This window comes from Bacillus sp. FSL R5-0443 (genome assembly GCF_038608285.1).
GTDB lineage: Bacteria > Bacillota > Bacilli > Bacillales > Bacillaceae > Bacillus > Bacillus velezensis.
In genome coordinates, this window is record NZ_CP152013.1 from 3,523,452 (window position 1) to 3,542,001 (window position 18,550).

Annotated in this window: 15 protein-coding genes and 1 other annotated feature; of the genes, 4 read left to right on the forward strand and 11 right to left on the reverse strand. The window is 45.8% G+C overall.

Annotated elements, in window-relative coordinates; translation table 11 throughout:
- Positions 1–26: 26 nt before the first annotated feature.
- The 7 genes from eno to NYE28_RS17815 form a co-directional block, all read right to left on the reverse strand.
- Positions 27–1,319, reverse strand: a complete 1,293-nt coding sequence (gene eno / locus NYE28_RS17785; RefSeq protein ID WP_007409956.1) for a phosphopyruvate hydratase — start codon at positions 1,317–1,319, stop codon at positions 27–29.
- Positions 1,320–1,347: 28 nt separating this feature from the next.
- Positions 1,348–2,883: a 2,3-bisphosphoglycerate-independent phosphoglycerate mutase gene (gene gpmI, locus NYE28_RS17790; RefSeq protein WP_342490193.1), complete on the reverse strand. Its 1,536-nt coding sequence runs from the start codon at positions 2,881–2,883 to the stop codon at positions 1,348–1,350.
- Positions 2,876–3,637, reverse strand: a complete 762-nt coding sequence (gene tpiA, locus NYE28_RS17795) for a triose-phosphate isomerase (protein WP_003151618.1) — start codon at positions 3,635–3,637, stop codon at positions 2,876–2,878. Before tpiA ends, gpmI begins: the two co-directional genes overlap by 8 nt.
- A 25-nt stretch (positions 3,638–3,662) precedes the next feature.
- The gene (locus tag NYE28_RS17800; RefSeq protein ID WP_342490194.1) at positions 3,663–4,847 is read right to left on the reverse strand and encodes a phosphoglycerate kinase; all 1,185 of its coding nucleotides are present in this window, start codon (positions 4,845–4,847) and stop codon (positions 3,663–3,665) included.
- A 321-nt stretch (positions 4,848–5,168) separates the two neighbouring features.
- Positions 5,169–6,176 (reverse strand): type I glyceraldehyde-3-phosphate dehydrogenase, encoded by a 1,008-nt coding sequence (gene gap, locus NYE28_RS17805; RefSeq protein WP_003151611.1) that lies wholly within the window; start codon positions 6,174–6,176, stop codon positions 5,169–5,171.
- 33 nt (positions 6,177–6,209) lie between these two features.
- Positions 6,210–7,244 (reverse strand): gapA transcriptional regulator CggR, encoded by a 1,035-nt coding sequence (cggR, locus tag NYE28_RS17810; RefSeq protein ID WP_003151607.1) that lies wholly within the window; start codon positions 7,242–7,244, stop codon positions 6,210–6,212.
- Positions 7,245–7,508: 264 nt separating this feature from the next.
- Positions 7,509–8,903 (reverse strand): sugar porter family MFS transporter, encoded by a 1,395-nt coding sequence (locus NYE28_RS17815; RefSeq protein ID WP_003151605.1) that lies wholly within the window; start codon positions 8,901–8,903, stop codon positions 7,509–7,511.
- Positions 8,904–9,159: 256 nt separating this feature from the next.
- Between NYE28_RS17815 and NYE28_RS17820 the strand changes: the two genes are divergently transcribed.
- A complete protein-coding gene (locus NYE28_RS17820) occupies positions 9,160–10,248 on the forward strand; it encodes a GntR family transcriptional regulator (RefSeq protein WP_012118486.1) in 1,089 nt (362 codons plus the stop codon).
- Between the two features lie 35 nt (positions 10,249–10,283).
- Here NYE28_RS17820 and NYE28_RS17825 read toward each other — a convergent pair whose 3' ends face one another.
- The gene (locus NYE28_RS17825) at positions 10,284–11,291 is read right to left on the reverse strand and encodes an LLM class flavin-dependent oxidoreductase (protein ID WP_007613877.1); all 1,008 of its coding nucleotides are present in this window, start codon (positions 11,289–11,291) and stop codon (positions 10,284–10,286) included.
- A 275-nt stretch (positions 11,292–11,566) separates the two neighbouring features.
- Here NYE28_RS17825 and NYE28_RS17830 point away from each other — a divergent pair, with 275 nt between their 5' ends.
- A complete protein-coding gene (locus NYE28_RS17830; RefSeq protein ID WP_094031301.1) occupies positions 11,567–11,974 on the forward strand; it encodes a hypothetical protein in 408 nt (135 codons plus the stop codon).
- Positions 11,975–12,005: 31 nt separating this feature from the next.
- Here the strand turns inward: NYE28_RS17830 and NYE28_RS17835 are convergent, their stop codons facing one another.
- On the reverse strand, positions 12,006–12,884 hold the full coding sequence (locus NYE28_RS17835) for a LysR family transcriptional regulator (protein ID WP_099567102.1): 879 nt from the start codon (positions 12,882–12,884) through the stop codon (positions 12,006–12,008).
- A gap of 97 nt (positions 12,885–12,981) precedes the next feature.
- Here NYE28_RS17835 and NYE28_RS17840 point away from each other — a divergent pair, with 97 nt between their 5' ends.
- Positions 12,982–13,899, forward strand: coding sequence for a DMT family transporter (locus NYE28_RS17840; protein WP_003151595.1), 918 nt, complete (start codon positions 12,982–12,984; stop codon positions 13,897–13,899).
- Between the two features lie 34 nt (positions 13,900–13,933).
- On the opposite strand, the gene NYE28_RS17845 is transcribed toward NYE28_RS17840, so the two are convergent.
- The gene (locus NYE28_RS17845) at positions 13,934–15,274 is read right to left on the reverse strand and encodes an amino acid permease (RefSeq protein ID WP_052827870.1); all 1,341 of its coding nucleotides are present in this window, start codon (positions 15,272–15,274) and stop codon (positions 13,934–13,936) included.
- 62 nt (positions 15,275–15,336) lie between these two features.
- Positions 15,337–15,576: a binding site (T-box leader), on the reverse strand.
- A gap of 632 nt (positions 15,577–16,208) precedes the next feature.
- Between NYE28_RS17845 and NYE28_RS17850 the strand changes: the two genes are divergently transcribed.
- Entirely contained in the window at positions 16,209–17,516 is a 1,308-nt protein-coding gene (locus NYE28_RS17850) for an N-acetylglucosamine-6-phosphate deacetylase (protein WP_132105820.1), read from the forward strand.
- Between the two features lie 29 nt (positions 17,517–17,545).
- Here NYE28_RS17850 and NYE28_RS17855 read toward each other — a convergent pair whose 3' ends face one another.
- Positions 17,546–18,520 carry a LacI family DNA-binding transcriptional regulator gene (locus tag NYE28_RS17855; RefSeq protein WP_015240621.1) on the reverse strand — a complete coding sequence of 325 codons (975 nt, stop codon included), beginning with the start codon at positions 18,518–18,520 and terminating at the stop codon, positions 17,546–17,548.
- Between the last annotated feature and the right edge of the window lie 30 nt (positions 18,521–18,550).

An 18,550-nucleotide genomic window follows, 5' to 3' on the forward strand; every position in this document is an offset into this window, starting at 1 on the left:
GAGAATATCTCCCGGCGTCCATTCCATTACTTATTCAAGTTATAGAAAGAGTTGATACCGTGGTATTGAGCAGTTTCGGCCAACTGATCTTCGATGCGAAGAAGCTGGTTGTATTTCGCAACACGGTCCGTACGGGACGGAGCACCTGTTTTGATTTGTCCTGCATTAGTTGCCACAGCGATGTCAGCGATTGTGCTGTCTTCAGTTTCACCTGAACGGTGAGAGATAACGGCAGTGTAGCCCGCGCGTTTCGCCATTTCGATCGCATCGAATGTTTCAGTCAATGTACCGATTTGGTTTACTTTGATCAGGATAGAGTTGCCTACGCCGTTTTTAATACCTTCAGCAAGTTTTTTCGTGTTTGTAACGAAGAGGTCGTCACCGACAAGCTGAACTTTTTTGCCAAGACGCTCAGTAAGAAGCTTGTGGCCTTCCCAGTCGTTTTCGTCAAGTCCGTCTTCGATAGAGATGATTGGGTATTTAGAAACCATTTCTTCGTACCAGTCAACCATTTCAGCAGATGTTTTCACAACGCCTTCGCCAGACAGATGGTATTTGCCGTCTTCTTTGTTGTAGAACTCAGAAGATGCAGCATCCATAGCAAGTTTCACTTCTTCGCCAGGTTTGAAGCCGGCTTTTTCGATTGCTTCAACAATTGTTTGAAGCGCTTCTTCGTTAGAACCAAGGTTTGGAGCGAATCCGCCTTCATCACCTACAGCTGTGTTCATTCCTTTAGCAGAAAGAACTGATTTCAAGCTGTGGAAGATTTGAGCGCCCATGCGAAGTGCTTCACGGAAGTTAGGAGCACCTACAGGCATGATCATGAATTCTTGAATATCCACGTTGTTATCAGCATGCTCTCCGCCGTTTACGATGTTCATCATCGGTACAGGAAGAGTTTTTGAGTTGAATCCTCCAAGGTATTGGTAAAGAGGAATCTGTAAGAAATCAGCAGCTGCGCGTGCACAAGCCATAGATACGCCAAGGATTGCGTTCGCACCAAGTTTGCCTTTGTTTTCAGTACCGTCAAGCTCAATTAAAAGCTGATCGATTGCGTTTTGTTCAGTTACATCAAAGCCAAGAAGCTCTGGAGAAATGATTTCGTTTACGTTGTTAACAGCTGTTAACACGCCTTTTCCAAGGTAACGGTCTTTGTCGCCGTCACGAAGCTCAACTGCTTCGTATTCACCTGTAGAAGCTCCGCTTGGCACTAATGCGCGGCCGAAAGCTCCTGTTTCTGTATATACTTCAACTTCAACTGTTGGGTTGCCGCGGGAGTCTAATACTTCGCGTGCATAAACATCAACAATGTATGGCATGAGTTTTGTCTCTCCTTTTGATTTCAAATTATTTTTGAATTAAAGATGTTCCTGTCATTTCTTTCGGTTTTTCAACACCGAGAAGGTCTAATAACGTTGGTGCAAGGTCGCCTAGGATTCCGCCTTCACGCAACGTAATGCCTTCTTTCGTCACAATCACAGGGACTGGGTTTGTCGTATGCGCCGTGTGCGGTTCGCCTGATTCTGTAATCAGAATGTCAGCATTACCGTGATCAGCGGTAATGATGGCGTGTCCGCCTTTAGCGAGAATCGCGTCAACGACTTCGCCCAAGCATTCGTCCACTGCTTCAATTGCTTTAATTGTTGGTTCAACCATTCCGGAGTGGCCGACCATATCAGGGTTTGCGAAGTTCAGAATGATCGCGTCATGCTTGTCAGCTTCAATTTCTTTGACAAGCGCGTCCTTCACTTCATACGCACTCATTTCAGGCTTCAAGTCATACGTTGCAACTTTAGGCGAGTTGATGAGAATACGCTCTTCACCCGGGAATTCAGCTTCACGGCCGCCGCTCATAAAGAACGTAACGTGCGGATACTTTTCAGTTTCTGCAATGCGAAGCTGTTTTAACCCGTGCTGTGCTAATACTTCACCGACCGTATTGTCAAGGTTTACCGGTTTAAAAGCCACATATCCGTCAACAGATTCACTGAAGTGAGTCAGGCAGACGAAATACAGGTTTTTCGGATGATTTTCACCGCGGTCGAAATCGCGGAAATCTTTGTTGGTAAACGTGTTTGAAATCTGGATGGCTCGGTCTGGTCTGAAATTATAGAAAATCACAGAATCGCCGTCATGAATTTTCGCAACGGGTTCACCGTTTTCTTTTGTGATGACGGACGGAATGACGAATTCATCATGAATGCCGTTCGCATAAGAATCGTCGACTACATCCATCGCGCTGCGGTAAGACGGGCCTTCGCCGTAAGCCATTGCGCGGTACGCTTTTTCCACACGGTCCCAGCGTTTGTCGCGGTCCATGGAGTAGTAGCGTCCGGAAATGCTGGCGATTTCGCCGACACCGATTTCTTCGATCTGCTCATTCAGCTGCTGAATGTAAGTTTTCGCCGTTTGCGGACCTACATCGCGGCCGTCGAGGAAACCGTGAATATACACCTTCGTCAGTCCTTCACTTTTCGCAAGCTTCAGCAGCGCGAATAAATGATTGATATGACTGTGTACGCCTCCGTCAGAAAGAAGGCCGAACAGGTGCAGCGCTTTGTCGTTGTCTTTCGCGTTTTTGATAGCGTCAAGGAACGTTTGATTGCGTTCGAATTCGCCTTCGCGGATGGCAACGTTCACGCGTGTTAAGCTTTGGTACACAATACGTCCTGCGCCGATATTCAAATGACCGACTTCAGAGTTCCCCATCTGTCCTTCAGGCAGTCCGACTGCTTCGCCTGATGCCGTCAGCGTCTGATGAGGGTATTGGTTCCAATAACGGTCGAAATTCGGTTTTTTCGCTTGTGCGACTGCGTTTCCGACTGTTTCATTGCGTAATCCGAACCCATCAAGAATGATGAGTGCAGCTGGTTTTTTACTCATATTGTCCTTCCTCCAATAATTGAACGAATGACTGCGGTTCAAGGCTTGCGCCGCCGACCAAAGCACCGTCAATATCGGACTCTGCCATATATTCTTTAATATTTGCAGGTTTTACGCTGCCGCCGTATTGAATGCGGAGCTTGTCAGCAGTTTCCTGGCTGAAGCTTTCAGCAACGACTTTACGGATATGCGCGCAGACGTCGTTAGCATCTTTCGCTGTAGAAGATTTGCCTGTTCCGATTGCCCAGATTGGCTCGTACGCAATAACGGAAGCGGCAACTTGCTCTTCAGAAAGACCCGCAAGACCTTTTTTCACTTGATCGGCAACAAGATCATTTGTTTTTCCGGCTTCGCGCTCTTCAAGCGTTTCACCTACGCAAATGATCGGCACAATGCCGTGTTTGAAAGCGGCATGCGCTTTTTTGTTAACTGTTTCATCAGTTTCAGCGAACATTTCACGGCGCTCAGAGTGGCCGATGACGCAGTAATCCACGCCAAGGTCTTTCAGAGCGACCGGGCTGATTTCACCTGTGAACGCACCGTTTTCTTCAAAATGCATGTTTTGGGCGCCGACTTTCAGGTCAGTTCCTTTAACAGCAGAAGTCAGCTTTTCTAAGAAAAGAGCTGGTGCGCAAACAACAGCTTCCGCTTTGTCTGCTGCTGGAATGGAAGATTTCACTTCTTCAACGAAGCTGACAGCTTCGCCGAGTGTTTTGTTCATTTTCCAGTTACCGGCTATAATTGGTTTTCTCATCTGTTCCACTTCCTTATAGCAGTTTTTATTTATCGTTCAGCGCAGCTACACCTGGAAGCTCTTTGCCTTCCATGAATTCAAGGGATGCGCCGCCGCCTGTTGAGATATGGCTCATTTTGTCAGCAAGGCCGAATTTTTCAACGGCTGCCGCAGAGTCTCCTCCGCCGATGACAGAGTATGTATCGTTTGCCTCTGCCAATGCTTCAGCCACTGCTTTTGTGCCTTGAGCGAACAAGTCGATTTCGAATACGCCCATCGGCCCGTTCCATACGACAAGTTTGCTGTTTTTGATAACTTCAGCATACGTTTCGCGGGTTTTCGTTCCGATGTCGATCGCTTCTAAATCACTTGGGATCTCAGAGACCGGCACGATTTGAACGTTTGCATCGTTAGAGAAATCATCAGCAACGAGAACGTCTTCCGGCATATAGAATTTAACGCCTTTTTCTTTCGCGCGGTCCATGAATGATTTTGCAAGTTCGATTTTATCTTCTTCAAGAAGAGATTTACCGACTTCATAACCAAGCGCTTTTACGAATGTGTAAGCAAGACCTCCGCCGATGATCAGGTTGTCCACTTTATCAAGCAGACTTTCGATTACACCGATTTTGTCTTTTACTTTCGCGCCGCCGATGATTGCCGTAAACGGGCGCTCAGGATTTGTCACGGCTTTGCCGAGAACGTCAAGCTCTTTTTCCATCAGGAATCCTGCAACCGCCGGCAGATGCTCGGCAATTCCGGCTGTAGATGCGTGAGCACGGTGGGCAGCACCGAATGCGTCATTGACATATACATCCGCAAGCTCAGCAAATGCTTTAGCAAGCTCAGGATCGTTTTTCTCTTCACCAGGGTAGAAACGTACGTTTTCCAATACAAGAACGTCTCCGTCCTTCATATCAGAAATTTGTGCTTTTACAGCATCGCCGTAAGCTTCATCCGCTTTTTTCACTTCTTTGCCGAGCAGTTCGCCTAAGCGTGCAGCGACAGGAGTTAAACGAAGCTCCTCAGCCACTTCGCCTTTCGGGCGGCCTAAGTGGCTCGCAAGAAGGACTTTCGCGCCTTGGTCTGCAAGGTGTTTGATTGTTGGAAGCGCAGCGCGGATACGAGTATCGTCTGTTACTTCCCCGTCTTTCATTGGAACGTTAAAGTCAACGCGGCAGAATACGACTTTGCCTTTTACGTCGATGTCTTTTACTGTTTTTTTATTCATGCCTTAGGAGATCCTCCTTCAAAATGGTTTGCATAGCACGAAAAACGTGAAACGTGAAACCGCCTCATGATGCTTCCGCCGCGGGGCAGATTGCAGCTTCCGGGCACGGGGCAGATCGTCTTCTGAGCCAGGGCAGGCGGCTCAGAAAACGAAAGTGCCGCGGAAACTTCAAAACGCGGACGTTCTGCAGCAATCCGGCGCTTTCTGAAAGCCGGTTCTCATGGAAAAAGGGAAAGGGAGTCCGTCCCCTTCCCTTGTCCGCTTTCATTATAGCGTTTCTGTCCGAAAGAACCAAGTCCGGCCCTTTCCGGGAGCTATGAATTAAAGACCTTGTTTTGCGATGTAAGCTGCAAGGTCAACAACGCGGTTAGAGTAGCCGCTTTCGTTATCGTACCAAGAGATTACTTTTACCATGCTGCCTTCCATAACCATTGTAGAAAGAGCATCGATTGTAGAAGAGTTAGCATTGCCGTTGTAGTCTCCGGATACTAATGGCTCTTCGCTGTAGCCAAGGATTCCTTTAAGATCGCCTTCAGCCGCTTCTTTAAGAGCTGCGTTTACGTCTTCAGCCGTTACGTCTTTGTTCAGTTCAGCAACTAGGTCAACAAGAGAAACGTTTGGAGTCGGCACACGCATAGCTCCGCCGTTCAGTTTGCCTTTCAGTTCAGGAAGAACAAGGGAAACTGCTTTAGCAGCACCAGTTGATGTAGGAATGATGTTTTCAGCTGCTGCACGCGCACGACGGTAGTCTTTGTGCGGAAGATCAAGAATTTGCTGATCGTTTGTGTAAGAGTGAACAGTTGTCATCATACCGCGTTTGATGCCGAATTTGTCGTTAAGTACTTTTGCAAACGGCGCTAGGCAGTTTGTTGTGCAAGATGCGTTAGAGATAACATGGTGGTTAGCCGCATCGTATTTATCTTCGTTAACACCCATAACGATTGTGATATCTTCTTCGTTAGCAGGTGCAGAGATGATAACTTTTTTCGCGCCTGCTTCTAAGTGTTTCGCAGCGTCTGCGCGTTTTGTGAAGAAACCGGTAGATTCAACTACGATTTCAACGCCTTGTTTGCCCCAGCTGAGTTTCGCAGGATCGCGCTCAGCAGAAACTTCGATTGTTTTGCCGTTAACAACAAGGTTGCTGCCGTCAACTTTAACTTCTGCATCTAATTTTCCGTGTACGGAATCATATTGTAAAAGATGAGCAAGCATGTTAGCGTCTGTTAAATCGTTAACCGCTACTACCTCAACTTCAGGATTGTTTAATGCTGCGCGGAATACGTTACGTCCAATACGACCAAAACCGTTAATACCGACTTTTACTGCCATGATTATTTCCTCCTTTAAATAAGTGAGAGATATTTATATTGAGGGACTGTTATCCCTTAATAACTTCTTTGCGGCTCCTTCGTCCGTGACGAGAACCGTGTTTCGCTGCTTTTTAAAATAAGCTTCGATTGCTTCTGCTTTTGATGATCCGCCCGCTACCGCGATAATGTCGGGAATGGCATCGAGGTCATCAAGCTGCATTCCGACTGAATGCACCTTGTGAACGACTTCTCCGTCCGCATTAAAGTAGTAGCCGAATGCCTCTGTCACCGCATGATTGTCATCTATTTTCTTCAAATCTTCCAAAGGCGTGTTTCTTCGCTCCGCCATTGTTCTAGCTTCGCCGATTCCGTGAACGAGCATACTCGCTGATTTAATCGTGTGAAGCACCTCTTTTACGGAAGGTTCTTCAATAATAGATGAGTAGGCGCCTTGTGACAGCTGCCCGGGAACGAACAAAAGCCGGTAAGTGCCTGAAGCCTTTTCCGCCATATGTGCGCATATGGTGTTCGCCTGGTTTTTCACATCTTCGCCTAAACCGCCTCTTGCGGGCACAAACAGGAGCTCGCGGTTTTTTGAATCCGGCGTCATCATATCGGCGACGGCTTCAATTGTCGTACCGCCGGTTACAGCGACGATATTTTTGCCTGAAAATCTCTTTTTCATACATGCAACGGCCGCTCTCCCTAATTCTTTTTTGACCCAAGGAGATTGGTCGCTGTCTCCGGAAACGATAATGGCGTCTTTCAGATTAAGCCGCTCTTTTAATGTCTTTTCCAAAAGCGTCAACCCTAAAACATCCTTCATCGTATCTTCCAGAATCGAAAGCAGTGAATAGCCCTCTTCCGTCATTGTCATGCCGTTTGTTTTAATATCGATGAGATTCTGTTCTTTCAAAAACTGAACCTCGCTTCTGAGAACGCGCTCGGTCAATCCGAGACTGGCTGCAAGACTTCTGCGGCCGATCGGTTCGGTAAGCCTGATATACTGCAAGATTTCAAATCTTTTCTGCATCACAAGCAAAAGATCAGGCAATAATTTTTTTTGAGCTTGTATTAACTGGTTCATGACTCAAACGTTCCTTCCTATTCATACTGGACAGAAAATGTCCCGCTATGACAAAAAACGTCCCATCATAGCCAAAAAAAATTATGTCTGCTTTCTTTAATTATTTTAACAGGATGACATTGTTAATTCAACTGTTAAAGGTCAATTCCTCGACATTCTTCGCAGGATTTTCCAGTATCTCCTTGATACAGTCATTATATACAGAAACGGAATGAAGGTGACAGACAAAAGCCCGCCGGAGCGGACTTTTGTCGTAAAACGCTTTCATTTTATCCAGAGTTTTTCTATTTCTTCTAATGATTTATTTTTCGTCTCAGGACAGATCGTCACGACAAACAAGAAACAGAGAATATTAATGACGGCGAATATCCAGAAGGTGTACGCAAGCCCTAACCCGCTGATCATCATCGGCACGAACTGGCCGATCGCCCAGTTCGCCCCCCATAAGAATATCGTCGCAATACCGGCGGCGCGTGCGCGGAGGTGGTTCGGAAAGATCTCCGAAATCATGATCCACGTAATCGGCCCGACTGATACGCAGAAAGCGGCGACGAATCCCAATATGATGACGACTAAAGCCGGACCGCTCGCCAGCTGAAAATAAAAGGATGCCCCGATTAAGATCATGAACAGCGCCATAAAGGCAGATCCGACCCCCATCAGCTTTTTCCGGCCTACCTTATCGACTAAAAGAACCGCGATAATGGTGAAAATCACTTCGACGACACCGACGATGCATGTCGTGATAAACCCCGCATTCTGTCCGAAGCCCATCATTTTGAAAATTTCCGGCCCGTAATACGTAATTGCGTTCATGCCGATGACCTGATTGAATAAAGCCAGCAGAATCCCGATCACAAGCGCTTTTCTCAGCCCCGGCTTAAACAGCTGAGACAATGAACCCATTTTTTCTAATTGTAAAGACGTTTCGATTTGTTTGATTTCTTCTTTCGCGGTCTGCTCGCCGTTAATGCGCGTCAGCACGGCGAGGGCTTCATTCCGGCGCCCTGCTTTCGCAAGCCAGCGCGGACTTTCCGGCACGATAAGCAGCACGATAAAAAAGATGACGGACGGAATCATGCCGTAAGCGAGCATCCACCGCCAGCCGGTGTGCACTCCCCATTCATACGAGCCGGACTGCTGGACGGCGAGGTTAATAAAATAAGTGCCGGATATCCCTAATATCGTAAACAGCTGATACAGGGAAGACAGACTGCCGCGTATGGCCGGCGGAGCGGCTTCGGTAATATACGTGACAGAAAGCGAGGAGCCCATGCCGATTCCCAGACCGCCGATGACTCTGGCGATCACTAAGGAAGACACACTTTGAGAAAGCGCAGAGACAACCGCTGACACCGCAAACAACAGCGCCGCTGCCATCAAAATCTTTCTCCGTCCGAAACGGTCACTCAAAAATCCGGAAATCCCGACGCCGAAAACACCGCCGATCATAATGCTTGAAATCACGAGCCCTTCCATAAAAGGACTTAAGCGGTACAAATCTTTCAGGAAACCGATAGCGCCGGAAATCACCGCCGTGTCATAACCGTACAAAAGCCCTCCCAGTCCGGCCGCGCATGAGATGAGAATGACAAACCACTTGGAATGCTGCCGAGTGACAGGTACATTTGAGCCAATTGGTGCCGGGTGATTCTTCATGAATTTTACCCTCCCGCGAATAATAGAATAAAAACGCTTACAAATCTGAGTGCGGCGCTTGATGTTGCTTTGTTTTCTTCAGAACCGCCACATTTGTACGTACTTATAAAGAATTTTATCTAAAAATAAGGAAAATTAGTACGTACAAATAAAGAATAAGCAGTTTTTCATAATCTGTCAATTATTTTTACAGCTTGATGAAAGGGCTTACTATGTTATACTGGAATTTGTCCGTATACATTTTGGAGGAATTGATATGCTACCGAAATATGCTCAAGTAAAAGAAGAAATTTGTTCATGGCTGAATCAGGGAAAAATACAGCCGGACGAAAAGCTGCCTACGGAAAATGAGCTGATGCAGCAGTTCGGCGTCAGCCGCCATACCATCAGAAAGGCGATCGGAGATTTGGTCTCGCAGGGGCTGCTGTACAGCGTTCAGGGCGGAGGCACCTTTGTCGCTTCACGCACGGCGAAATCAGCCATGCATTCAAACAAAACGATCGGCGTCATTACAACGTACATATCAGACTATATTTTCCCGAGCATCATCAGGGGAATCGAATCTTATTTAAGCGAACAGGGCTATTCCATGCTGCTGACGAGCACCAACAACAATACAGAAAGTGAACGGCGCGGTCTTGAAAACCTGCTGTCCAAAAATATAGACGGGCTGATTGTCGAGCCTACGAAAAGCGCGCTGCAGACGCCCAACATCGGCTACTATCTCAATCTGGAGAAAAACGGCATTCCGTTTGCCATGATTAACGCCTCTTATGCGGAGCTGGCCGCACCAAGCTTTTCCGTCAATGATGTCAAAGGCGGCATGATGGCTTGCGAATACGTCATGTCCCTCGGCCACACGCACATTATGGGAATCTTTAAAGCGGATGACACGCAGGGCGTCAAACGGATGAACGGCTATCTGCAGGCGCATCGGGAGCGCGGGATTTTCCCGTCTCCGGACATGATCGTCACTTACACGACTGAAGAAAAAGAAACCGTGCTTCTCCAAAAAATTAAGCATACCCTTGAGCAAAACAGCGAATCACACCCGACGGCCATTCTTTGCTACAATGACGAAATTGCGCTGAAGACGATTAATCTTCTCAGGGAATTCGGGTTAAAGGTGCCTGATGACGTGTCAGTCATGGGCTATGACGATTCACATTTCGCCCAGATTTCCGAGGTGAAGCTCACCTCTGTCAAGCATCCGAAATCCATTATGGGGAAAGCGGCGGCAAAATACGTCATCGACTGCTTAGAACATAAAAAACCGAAGAAGGATGACGTCGTGTATGAACCGGAACTCGTCATCCGGAATTCAGTCAAGCGAATCGGCGAATAAAAAAAGCAATGTGCGCGGCACATTGCTTTTTTTGCTCAGCTGTTTTTTAATTCGGCGATGATTTCAAATGATCTCATTCTGTCGGCATGCTCAAAGCTTTCTGAATTCACCATGATTTCATCCGCCTGTGTTGTCCGGATGAAGCTTTCCAGCTTTTCCTTCACACGCTCCGGTCCGCCGACGATCGTTGAGCTGAGCTGTTCATTGACCATCGCTTTTTCATACGGCGACCAGATTTGATCCATGTCTTCAACAGGAGGCTTCAGCTGGTTCGGCGTGCCGCGGACGAGGTCTAAAAATCTTTGATAATGCGATGTTGCCAGATGCTCCGCCTTTTCGTCCGTATCGGCGGCAATGACGGTGACGCCGACCATCGCGTACGGTTGATCCAGTACGTCTGACGGACGGAAGGAGCTGCGGTACAGCTCAAGGGCGGGCACGGTGTTTTTCGGTGAAAAGTGAGCCGCAAAGGCGAACGGAAGCCCGAGCTCTCCCGCAAGACGCGCGCTGAAGCCGCTTGAGCCCAGAAGCCAGATCGGCACGTCCAGCCCTTCGCCCGGAATGGCGCGGACTTGATTGCGCACATTGCCGGACGGTTTGAAGTAATTTCTCAATTCTTCAAGCTGCTCCGGAAAATCTTCCCCGCTGTTTATGTTTCTTCGTAAGGCTCTCGCCGTTAATTGGTCGGTCCCCGGCGCGCGTCCGAGCCCCAGGTCAATCCGCCCCGGATACAACGTTTCAAGAGTTCCGAATTGCTCCGCGATCACAAGTGAAGAATGATTCGGCAGCATAATACCCCCAGAACCGACGCGGATTTTTTTCGTGCCGCCGGCGATGTGGCCGATCAGCACCGCCGTTGCCGAGCTGGCAACTCCTTCTATATTATGATGCTCCGCAAGCCAATAGCGGTTATAGCCCCACTCCTCGGCGCGGCGCGCTAAATCCATGCTGTTGCGGAACGATTCAGCAACCGTTCCCCCCTGTACGACCGGCGATAAATTCAATACGGAAAACGCAGTATCTTTCAATGTATGTTCAGCCATCGTTTTCTCCTTTATGGTTTAGTGTAAGCAGATCTTAAACAAGGTCTCTACCACACACCTTACCACAGCTTTTCCCGTGAGTTAAACAATTTGATTCGATGATATTCGAACAATCAGTCATCGGTCGTCACTAGTGAACTTTGTATGAATGAATCTATTACATTCAGATATGATGAGCTTTTCATCCTATAAAAGTGAAAATCTATCGTTGAAAGAACAAACCCAATAATGTTAAGATATGTATGATATTGAATAGGAAGGAAGTCATAGTCTATATGCGTAAAAAAATCTTAATGGCACTCACAACAGCTTTACTGGCAGCAATCTTCTTTACCGGAAACACCGATAAGGCATATGCCGCAGACTTTTATTCCGGCACTGAGCAGAATTTAAATGTAAGCGGATCTACCGATGCTTCCTACTACACGAAAAAAGCGAAAAGTGTCGATTTTACTCTCAGTACAGCGTATCCGTCAAATCGAACCTTTAAAGGAAACCTATACTTACAGCGAAAGTCAGGAAAGAAATGGACGACTTGCAAAAAGACAAGCTTCACTTTCAAATATCACGTAACTAAGTCATTCCCTTTAAAAGGATGCAAGACAGGTTATTATCGTGTCAAAGCCACGTTCAGCGGTTCAAAACTTGTCAATACGACAAACTCTTTTAAAATTAACCGATAAGATTCAGGGCCCTAAGATGATTAGGGTCTTTTTATTCATTCTTTGTGAGTTCCTGCGCGATTTGAATAAAAAGTTTTGCCGCCAATGAAGCTTCCTTTACGGAAGGAACGGCAAGCAGAACATCGCGGTACACCGCCTGATTCAGGTCTCTCGTCACGACATTGTCCGGCAGCGATATTCCCGACATAGACATTTGTGATAATATCGCAATCCCCAGCCCTTCTTTAATCATGCTGATAGACGTATTGACATTGTAAACAGTGAATGCGGAAGTCAGCACAGATCCTGCCTCCCTAAACATATCAATAAGCGGTGATTCGTACCCTCCGTCACAGATGATCATCGGCTGGCAGTCAAGGTCTTTCAGAGTGATTGACTCACAGCTGCAAAGCGGATGATCATTTCTAAGCACGACGGCCATTTTATCTTTTTTCAACGGCAGATATTCCATGTCTTCCGTAGGAAAAAGAGTAATACCTGCGTCTATTACCCGGGAGCGGAGCCATTCCTTTACTTCGTTGACCGTTCCTTCATGAAGCACCAATTCAAGCTTCGGATACCGCTTTTTAAACATGCTGATCAGCTTTGGAATGAAATAAGCGGAAGCGGCCGGAAATGTGCCGATGTGAATCGTTCCCTGTTCAAGCCCTCTTTCCGCGGCCGCCAGCTGCTCGGCTTTTTCTATCCCTTTGAGCACCTCTCTGATATGAACGAGAATTTTTCCGCCCGTGTCCGTGAGCCTTACGCCGTTGCGGCGCTCGCGGATGATCAGCTTGATGCCGAGCTCTGACTCAAGCGCAGAGATGGCATGGCTGACAGCGGGCTGCGTCATATTCAGCGCCTGCCCCGCTTTTGTAAAGCTTCCCGTTTCAGCGATTTGAACAAAAACCCGCAGTTGTGTAATCGTCATAACGTTTTACTTATGCTCCTTATAAAAAAGATTCATTTTATTTATCTTACTGATTACCGTATCATATGATGGAATTGTTCTACAAGGAGTGAACGACGTGAAACAGCTTTCGAAAATACAGACGGCTCTTATGCTGGCGTTTCTAGTCACGGTGTGGGGAATTAACTGGCCGCTGACAAAAGCCGCGCTTGCCTATTCGCCGCCTCTTCTGTTTGCCGGAATCCGCACGCTGATCGGCGGACTTCTATTATTAATGGTGGCGCTTCCCCGTTTTAAAAAGCTGCGTTTTAAAGAAACGTGGCCGATCTATCTTATTTCTGCCATTTTAAATATTACTTTATTTTACGGCCTGCAAACGGTCGGATTGAATTACCTGCCTGCCGGCTTATTTTCAGCCATCGTGTTTTTCCAGCCGGTGTTAATGGGCGTTTTTTCTTGGCTGTGGCTCGGGGAATCGATGTATCCTTTAAAAATAGCCGGTCTTATTCTGGGCTTTGCCGGTGTCGCCGTCATCAGCGCAGCCGGTTTCGGAGGCCATATTTCCATTGCCGGCATTCTTTTGGCCTTAGGCTCCGCGGTCAGCTGGGCGCTCGGCACGGTATATGTGAAAAGAACGGGCGGACGCGCGGACTCTATCTGGATGGTCGCTCTTCAGCTTCTGATCGGCGGCGTGCTGCTTGTCAGCTCCGGCCATTTTTCAGAAAGCTTTTCAGCGATTCAATGGAAAGCTCCGTTCATTCTCAGCCTTCTGTTCATTTCGGTTTTTGTTATCGCGCTCGGCTGGCTCGCCTTTTTTACGCTTGTCGGTTCAGGGGAAGCAAGCAAGGTTGCCTCTTACACCTTCCTGATCCCGCTCATATCCATTGTCGTCAGCTCGATATTCCTGCATGAGCCGTTGACCGTCAGCCTTTTAGCCGGACTGCTTCTGATCGTCACAAGCATTTGTTTTGTGAATATAACACCGAAGAAACTGAAAACACCTGCTCTGGCCGCAGAAAAAAAGGCCGTTCATTAAAAAAACTCTTGCCGCGGGGCAAGAGTTTTTTTATTTATTGTCGTCTCCCTTTCACGAGATACGCAGACGTAATGAGGAGATAGATGGCCGCAGTGATGCATGTGATGACGATGGATGTCGTCGCAATTACGCCGATCAGGATGGCCAAAAGCGCAAGCACCGCAAACCATGTCGTGTACGGGAACCATTTGACGTAATAAGCCGGCTGTTCTGTTGAATGTTTTCTTGATTTCAAATGGGCGAATCCGATAATCAGCCAGATGAACAGCACGGTATAGCCGAGGGAACCCATCAAATAATTAAACGTCTGGCTTCCTGCGAATAAAGAAATCAGGACGCCTACATATAAAAATGACGTACAAGTCAGAATCGCATAGACGGGAACCTTTTTCTTCGATAGTTTTGAAAAGATTTTCGGCAGCCGGCCGTCAGAAGCCTGCGTAAACAAGACGCGGGATGATCCGTACAGTCCTGAGTTCATAGACGAGATAATCGCAAGAAGAATGACGGCATTCATAATATGGTCGGCACCCGGAATTCCGATCATCTTAAATACTATGACAAACGGGCTTTCGGGAACACTGTTGACTTGATTCCAAGGAATCAGGCTGACGATGATGAAAAACGGCAGCAAGTAAAAAGCGACAATCCGCGTTAACGTGCTTCGGACAGCTTTCGGGATCACCTTTTCGGGGTTTTTTGTCTCCGCCAGCGTGACGCCGATGATTTCCGTTCCGCCGTATGAGTAGATCACGACGAGCATCGCCGTAATGACCCCCCCCGCTCCATGCGGGAAAAACCCTCCGTGATCCGTTAAATGAGACAGCCCCGGCGCCGTGTGATTGCCGAATGAGAAAAATAATAGCAGAATCCCGCATAAAATAAAGATGACAATCACTGTAATTTTAATGAGCGCGAGCCAGTACTCCGTCTCGGCAAACAGTTTCACAGAAAGCATGTTTACGACCGTCACCACGATGGAAATGATCAAAGCCAATATCCATATCGGACATTCCGGCAGCCAATATTGAATGAAAATGGCGGCTACGACCGCCTCAGCGGCAATATTGAGCACCCACATTTTCCAATAGATCCAGTCTAAAAAGTATGCAGCGTACGACCCGAGAGACTGCTGAACCAAATCACGGAACGTCCTTGCATGTTTGTTTCTGACAGCCATTTCGGCCAGCCCTTGCATAATAAACAGCAGAATGATTCCGCCGAGGAGGTAGGCCAGCAGCACGGACGGCCCCGCTTCATCAATCGCCGTGCTGCTGCCTTTAAAGAGCCCGGCCCCGATTGCGCCTCCAAGCGCCATCATCATAATGTGTCTGGACGACATCGTCCGTTTTAACGTTTGCTTGTCCTTTTCCATCTATCACACGCCCTCTCGCAAAAAGTGTTCATCACATAAAAAAGCACGCCGCCTCTTTTTAGAAAAGAGACGGCGTGCCTCAGGCAGCCGCGGTACCACTCTTGTTGATCCCGAATATCCGGAATCCAGCTTAAAAACCTTTTAACGAAGGTCAGCCGTTAGGACATAGGGAATATTCCGATAATTCCGTTCCGCCCTGCCACTTCCGGGCGAGTTCAAAGAACAATCAGTCCGCGTTGCACCAACCCGCGGCTCTCTTTTTCTGACTGGATTCTTTTACTGCTCCCGTTCACAGTGTTTTATGTTAAATGAATCTCTTGAGTTTTTATTTTCTGAATATAGTAACATAATATACAGTCTTCTATTTTCAAAGTCAATACTAATTTTTGCCGCTGGTTTTCTTATCACCTATTTAAGACATTTTGACTGACCATGTTTATATTCATATGCGGGGTGAGCCGGCCCCTAATATAGCGTAATCAGCACTTTATATATATTGTTCAAACAAAAATTCCGACGAAAGGTTTTACTCTTATGCTGGTATCCCAGCTTAGTAACTGTACACATTTCATTTCTAATCGTTCAACTCCAATGACTCCACAAGGTTCTATACCCGGAAGTCATATTCCATTTATTAAAGCTATTGACATGAAACCAATTCCACAAATTAAACTCGTGGAGAACACTAGTTGGCGTAACACGAAACAGTATAGAAGCATTTGTGGCGTTACAGCTAGTGTTTTTGAGTGTTTAAAGGAGATTTTCAGGATACAAATAACAATAACGAGCAACATCAGGTGTAGAAAGCTGAATAAAAAACCTATATTTTTACAAAAATTGATAATAAAAGGTTGATATGGTGCGGGTTTCATACTTTAAGATGATGATGTGTCTTCACTGAATACTAAATAAACATTTCCAGGAGGCGTTTCCTATGCAGTCTAGCACATCATTTAACAGCCCAGCTTACCTTGAAACAAATGGAGTAATGAAAATCGCTGATATAACTTATAGTGATAACGAATGGCTGAACTTCGACATTGGAGGAGAAGGAATTTTTAAGAAATCAGGTTCTTATTTAGTTCCATCTCTTCCAGTAGAATTTCATTGTCATGGAATCGGTCACTATGATTTTAGCAATTTAGATCAATTAGATATTGAAAAGATCAATACACTAGCTGAAATAGAAGGGATTTTCTGTGTACCCTCTATTTTTCTTCCTCATAATCAATTAGATCAATTTGCAGCCTTTATGAAAGAGTTCCATACACAAAAGAGAAAGGGACGTTACCGTAATATTTTAGGTATTTCACTAGAAGGACCATTATTGGCCAGCTTTGCAGGCACACCGGAAAAAGGAAATTGGGCACCCTTAAAAGAAGAATGGGAAAAGATCGCTTCTTGCGGAGAATACGGTCTTATTTATACTGTACTGTCCCCAGATGCTATGACTGAAAACTCCTATCTAAAGAAATATATCACCGAAGAACATCCGAGTTTAGAATGGATTGTGGATACACTTGTGGAGGCTGGAGTTAAACCGGCGCTGGGTCACTTCCAAAAAGCATACCCGGAGGAAACCTCTGAACTTATAATGAAAGTTATAGATACAGCGCAAAAACGCAGCAATTACACTGGATCAGATGCCGTTTTAACAGATCATTTGTTTAATGATATGCCAAACAATTTTAAACACACCTGGAGAACACCCCAAGAAAGAGTACATAGATTAGAGGGGTTAAAAGATGCTCGGTTAGATAAATGGAACATAGATAATATAAACACACTTGTCGGAGAAGTTCCCGGTACTTTGATGAGAGCCGCGAAAGAAGGTTTATTAACCATTTGTATGAATTTTGATAGTGAACATGTAGACTTAGAAGTTGCACGGCGGGTTGTAGAACTTGTTGGCTCTAAGGGTATTATAGCAATGACAGATCGCATTGACACAGATTCCATGTGCGGCCAATCACTGGAGAAAATTGAAGGGAATAATCTGTGGTATCAAGGGAAAGGGTATGTAGCAGCAGGGTCTTACACAATTGATCGGCTTATGCATAATATTCGTGCTATAGGTTTTAATGAGAAAGTTGTATGGAATATGACATCATTTGTACCATTAAAAGCTTGTCACTTCCTAAATGAACTTGAAAACCTTTCCATGAAGCCCTTCAGTTTTATAGATGAAACGAAAAAAAGAACTCATTTCAAAGCGCCTGCCCCAGAACTGATTCTGCGCTAAGCAAAAAAGACCACCATAAAGTGGTTTTTTTAAGTTGACTTTCTTTTAATAAGTTTTAGGTTCAACTTATTTATATTGGGGACATCTTTGTTATTCATTAAGTTATATAATAAATTTGCTGCTGTTTGTCCCAACTCTTTAATAGGTTGATGTATCGTTGAAAGTTCTATTACCTTAGATATCGGCTGATTATCAAATCCTATAACCGCCAGTTCTTCAGGTATTCGTATTCCCTGTCTTTTCGCTTCATAAATGATCCCTGCCGCAACATAATCACTTCCTACAACCATTGCCGCAGGACGAGGTGACTTATTTAGTAATAATTTTGCTATTTCTATACCATTCTCAATAGTGTACTGTTCCTCAAAGTACCAATTATCACTCCATTTCAATCCGTATTCATTTCGAAAGTGAAAAAATGATTTTTTTCTGCTTATGCCAACACCGCTCTTAGGATTTCCTATACATAGACCAATGGATTGATGTCCTTGATTTCGCAGATGATCAATTGCCATTTTGATTCCTGACTCATGATTAATAAATATATGTGCAACCTGTTTGCTTGCAGAAGCTTCACAGGAAACAATATTGCCAAACCCAGATATCTCGTCGAGTACGTGATGGGGGCTTACACAGGATCCCAAAATAAGACCGTCAATCAGTTTGTATTTCAATCTGTTAAAAAACTCCATTTCTTGTTCAGGATCGTTATTTGATTGGTGCACAAGTAAACTGTAATTATGTTTATTACACTCTTCGCCTATTCCGGCAATCAGTTTACTGAAAAACGGATGGTTGATTTTAGGAACAATGACTCCGAATACATTTGTCTTCCCCCTGGATAGGTTAATCGCGTTGAAATTTGGTACATAATTTAATTCCTTCATAGCTTTTAACACAGCGTCCCGCTTCTCAGGTTTTACATAAGGATGATTATTGAGAACTCTGGAAACTGTTGTCCGAGAAACGTTCGCTTTCTTTGCTATCTCTGTAATGTTTGTCATTACTGTTACTCCTTCTTAGACAGCGTTATC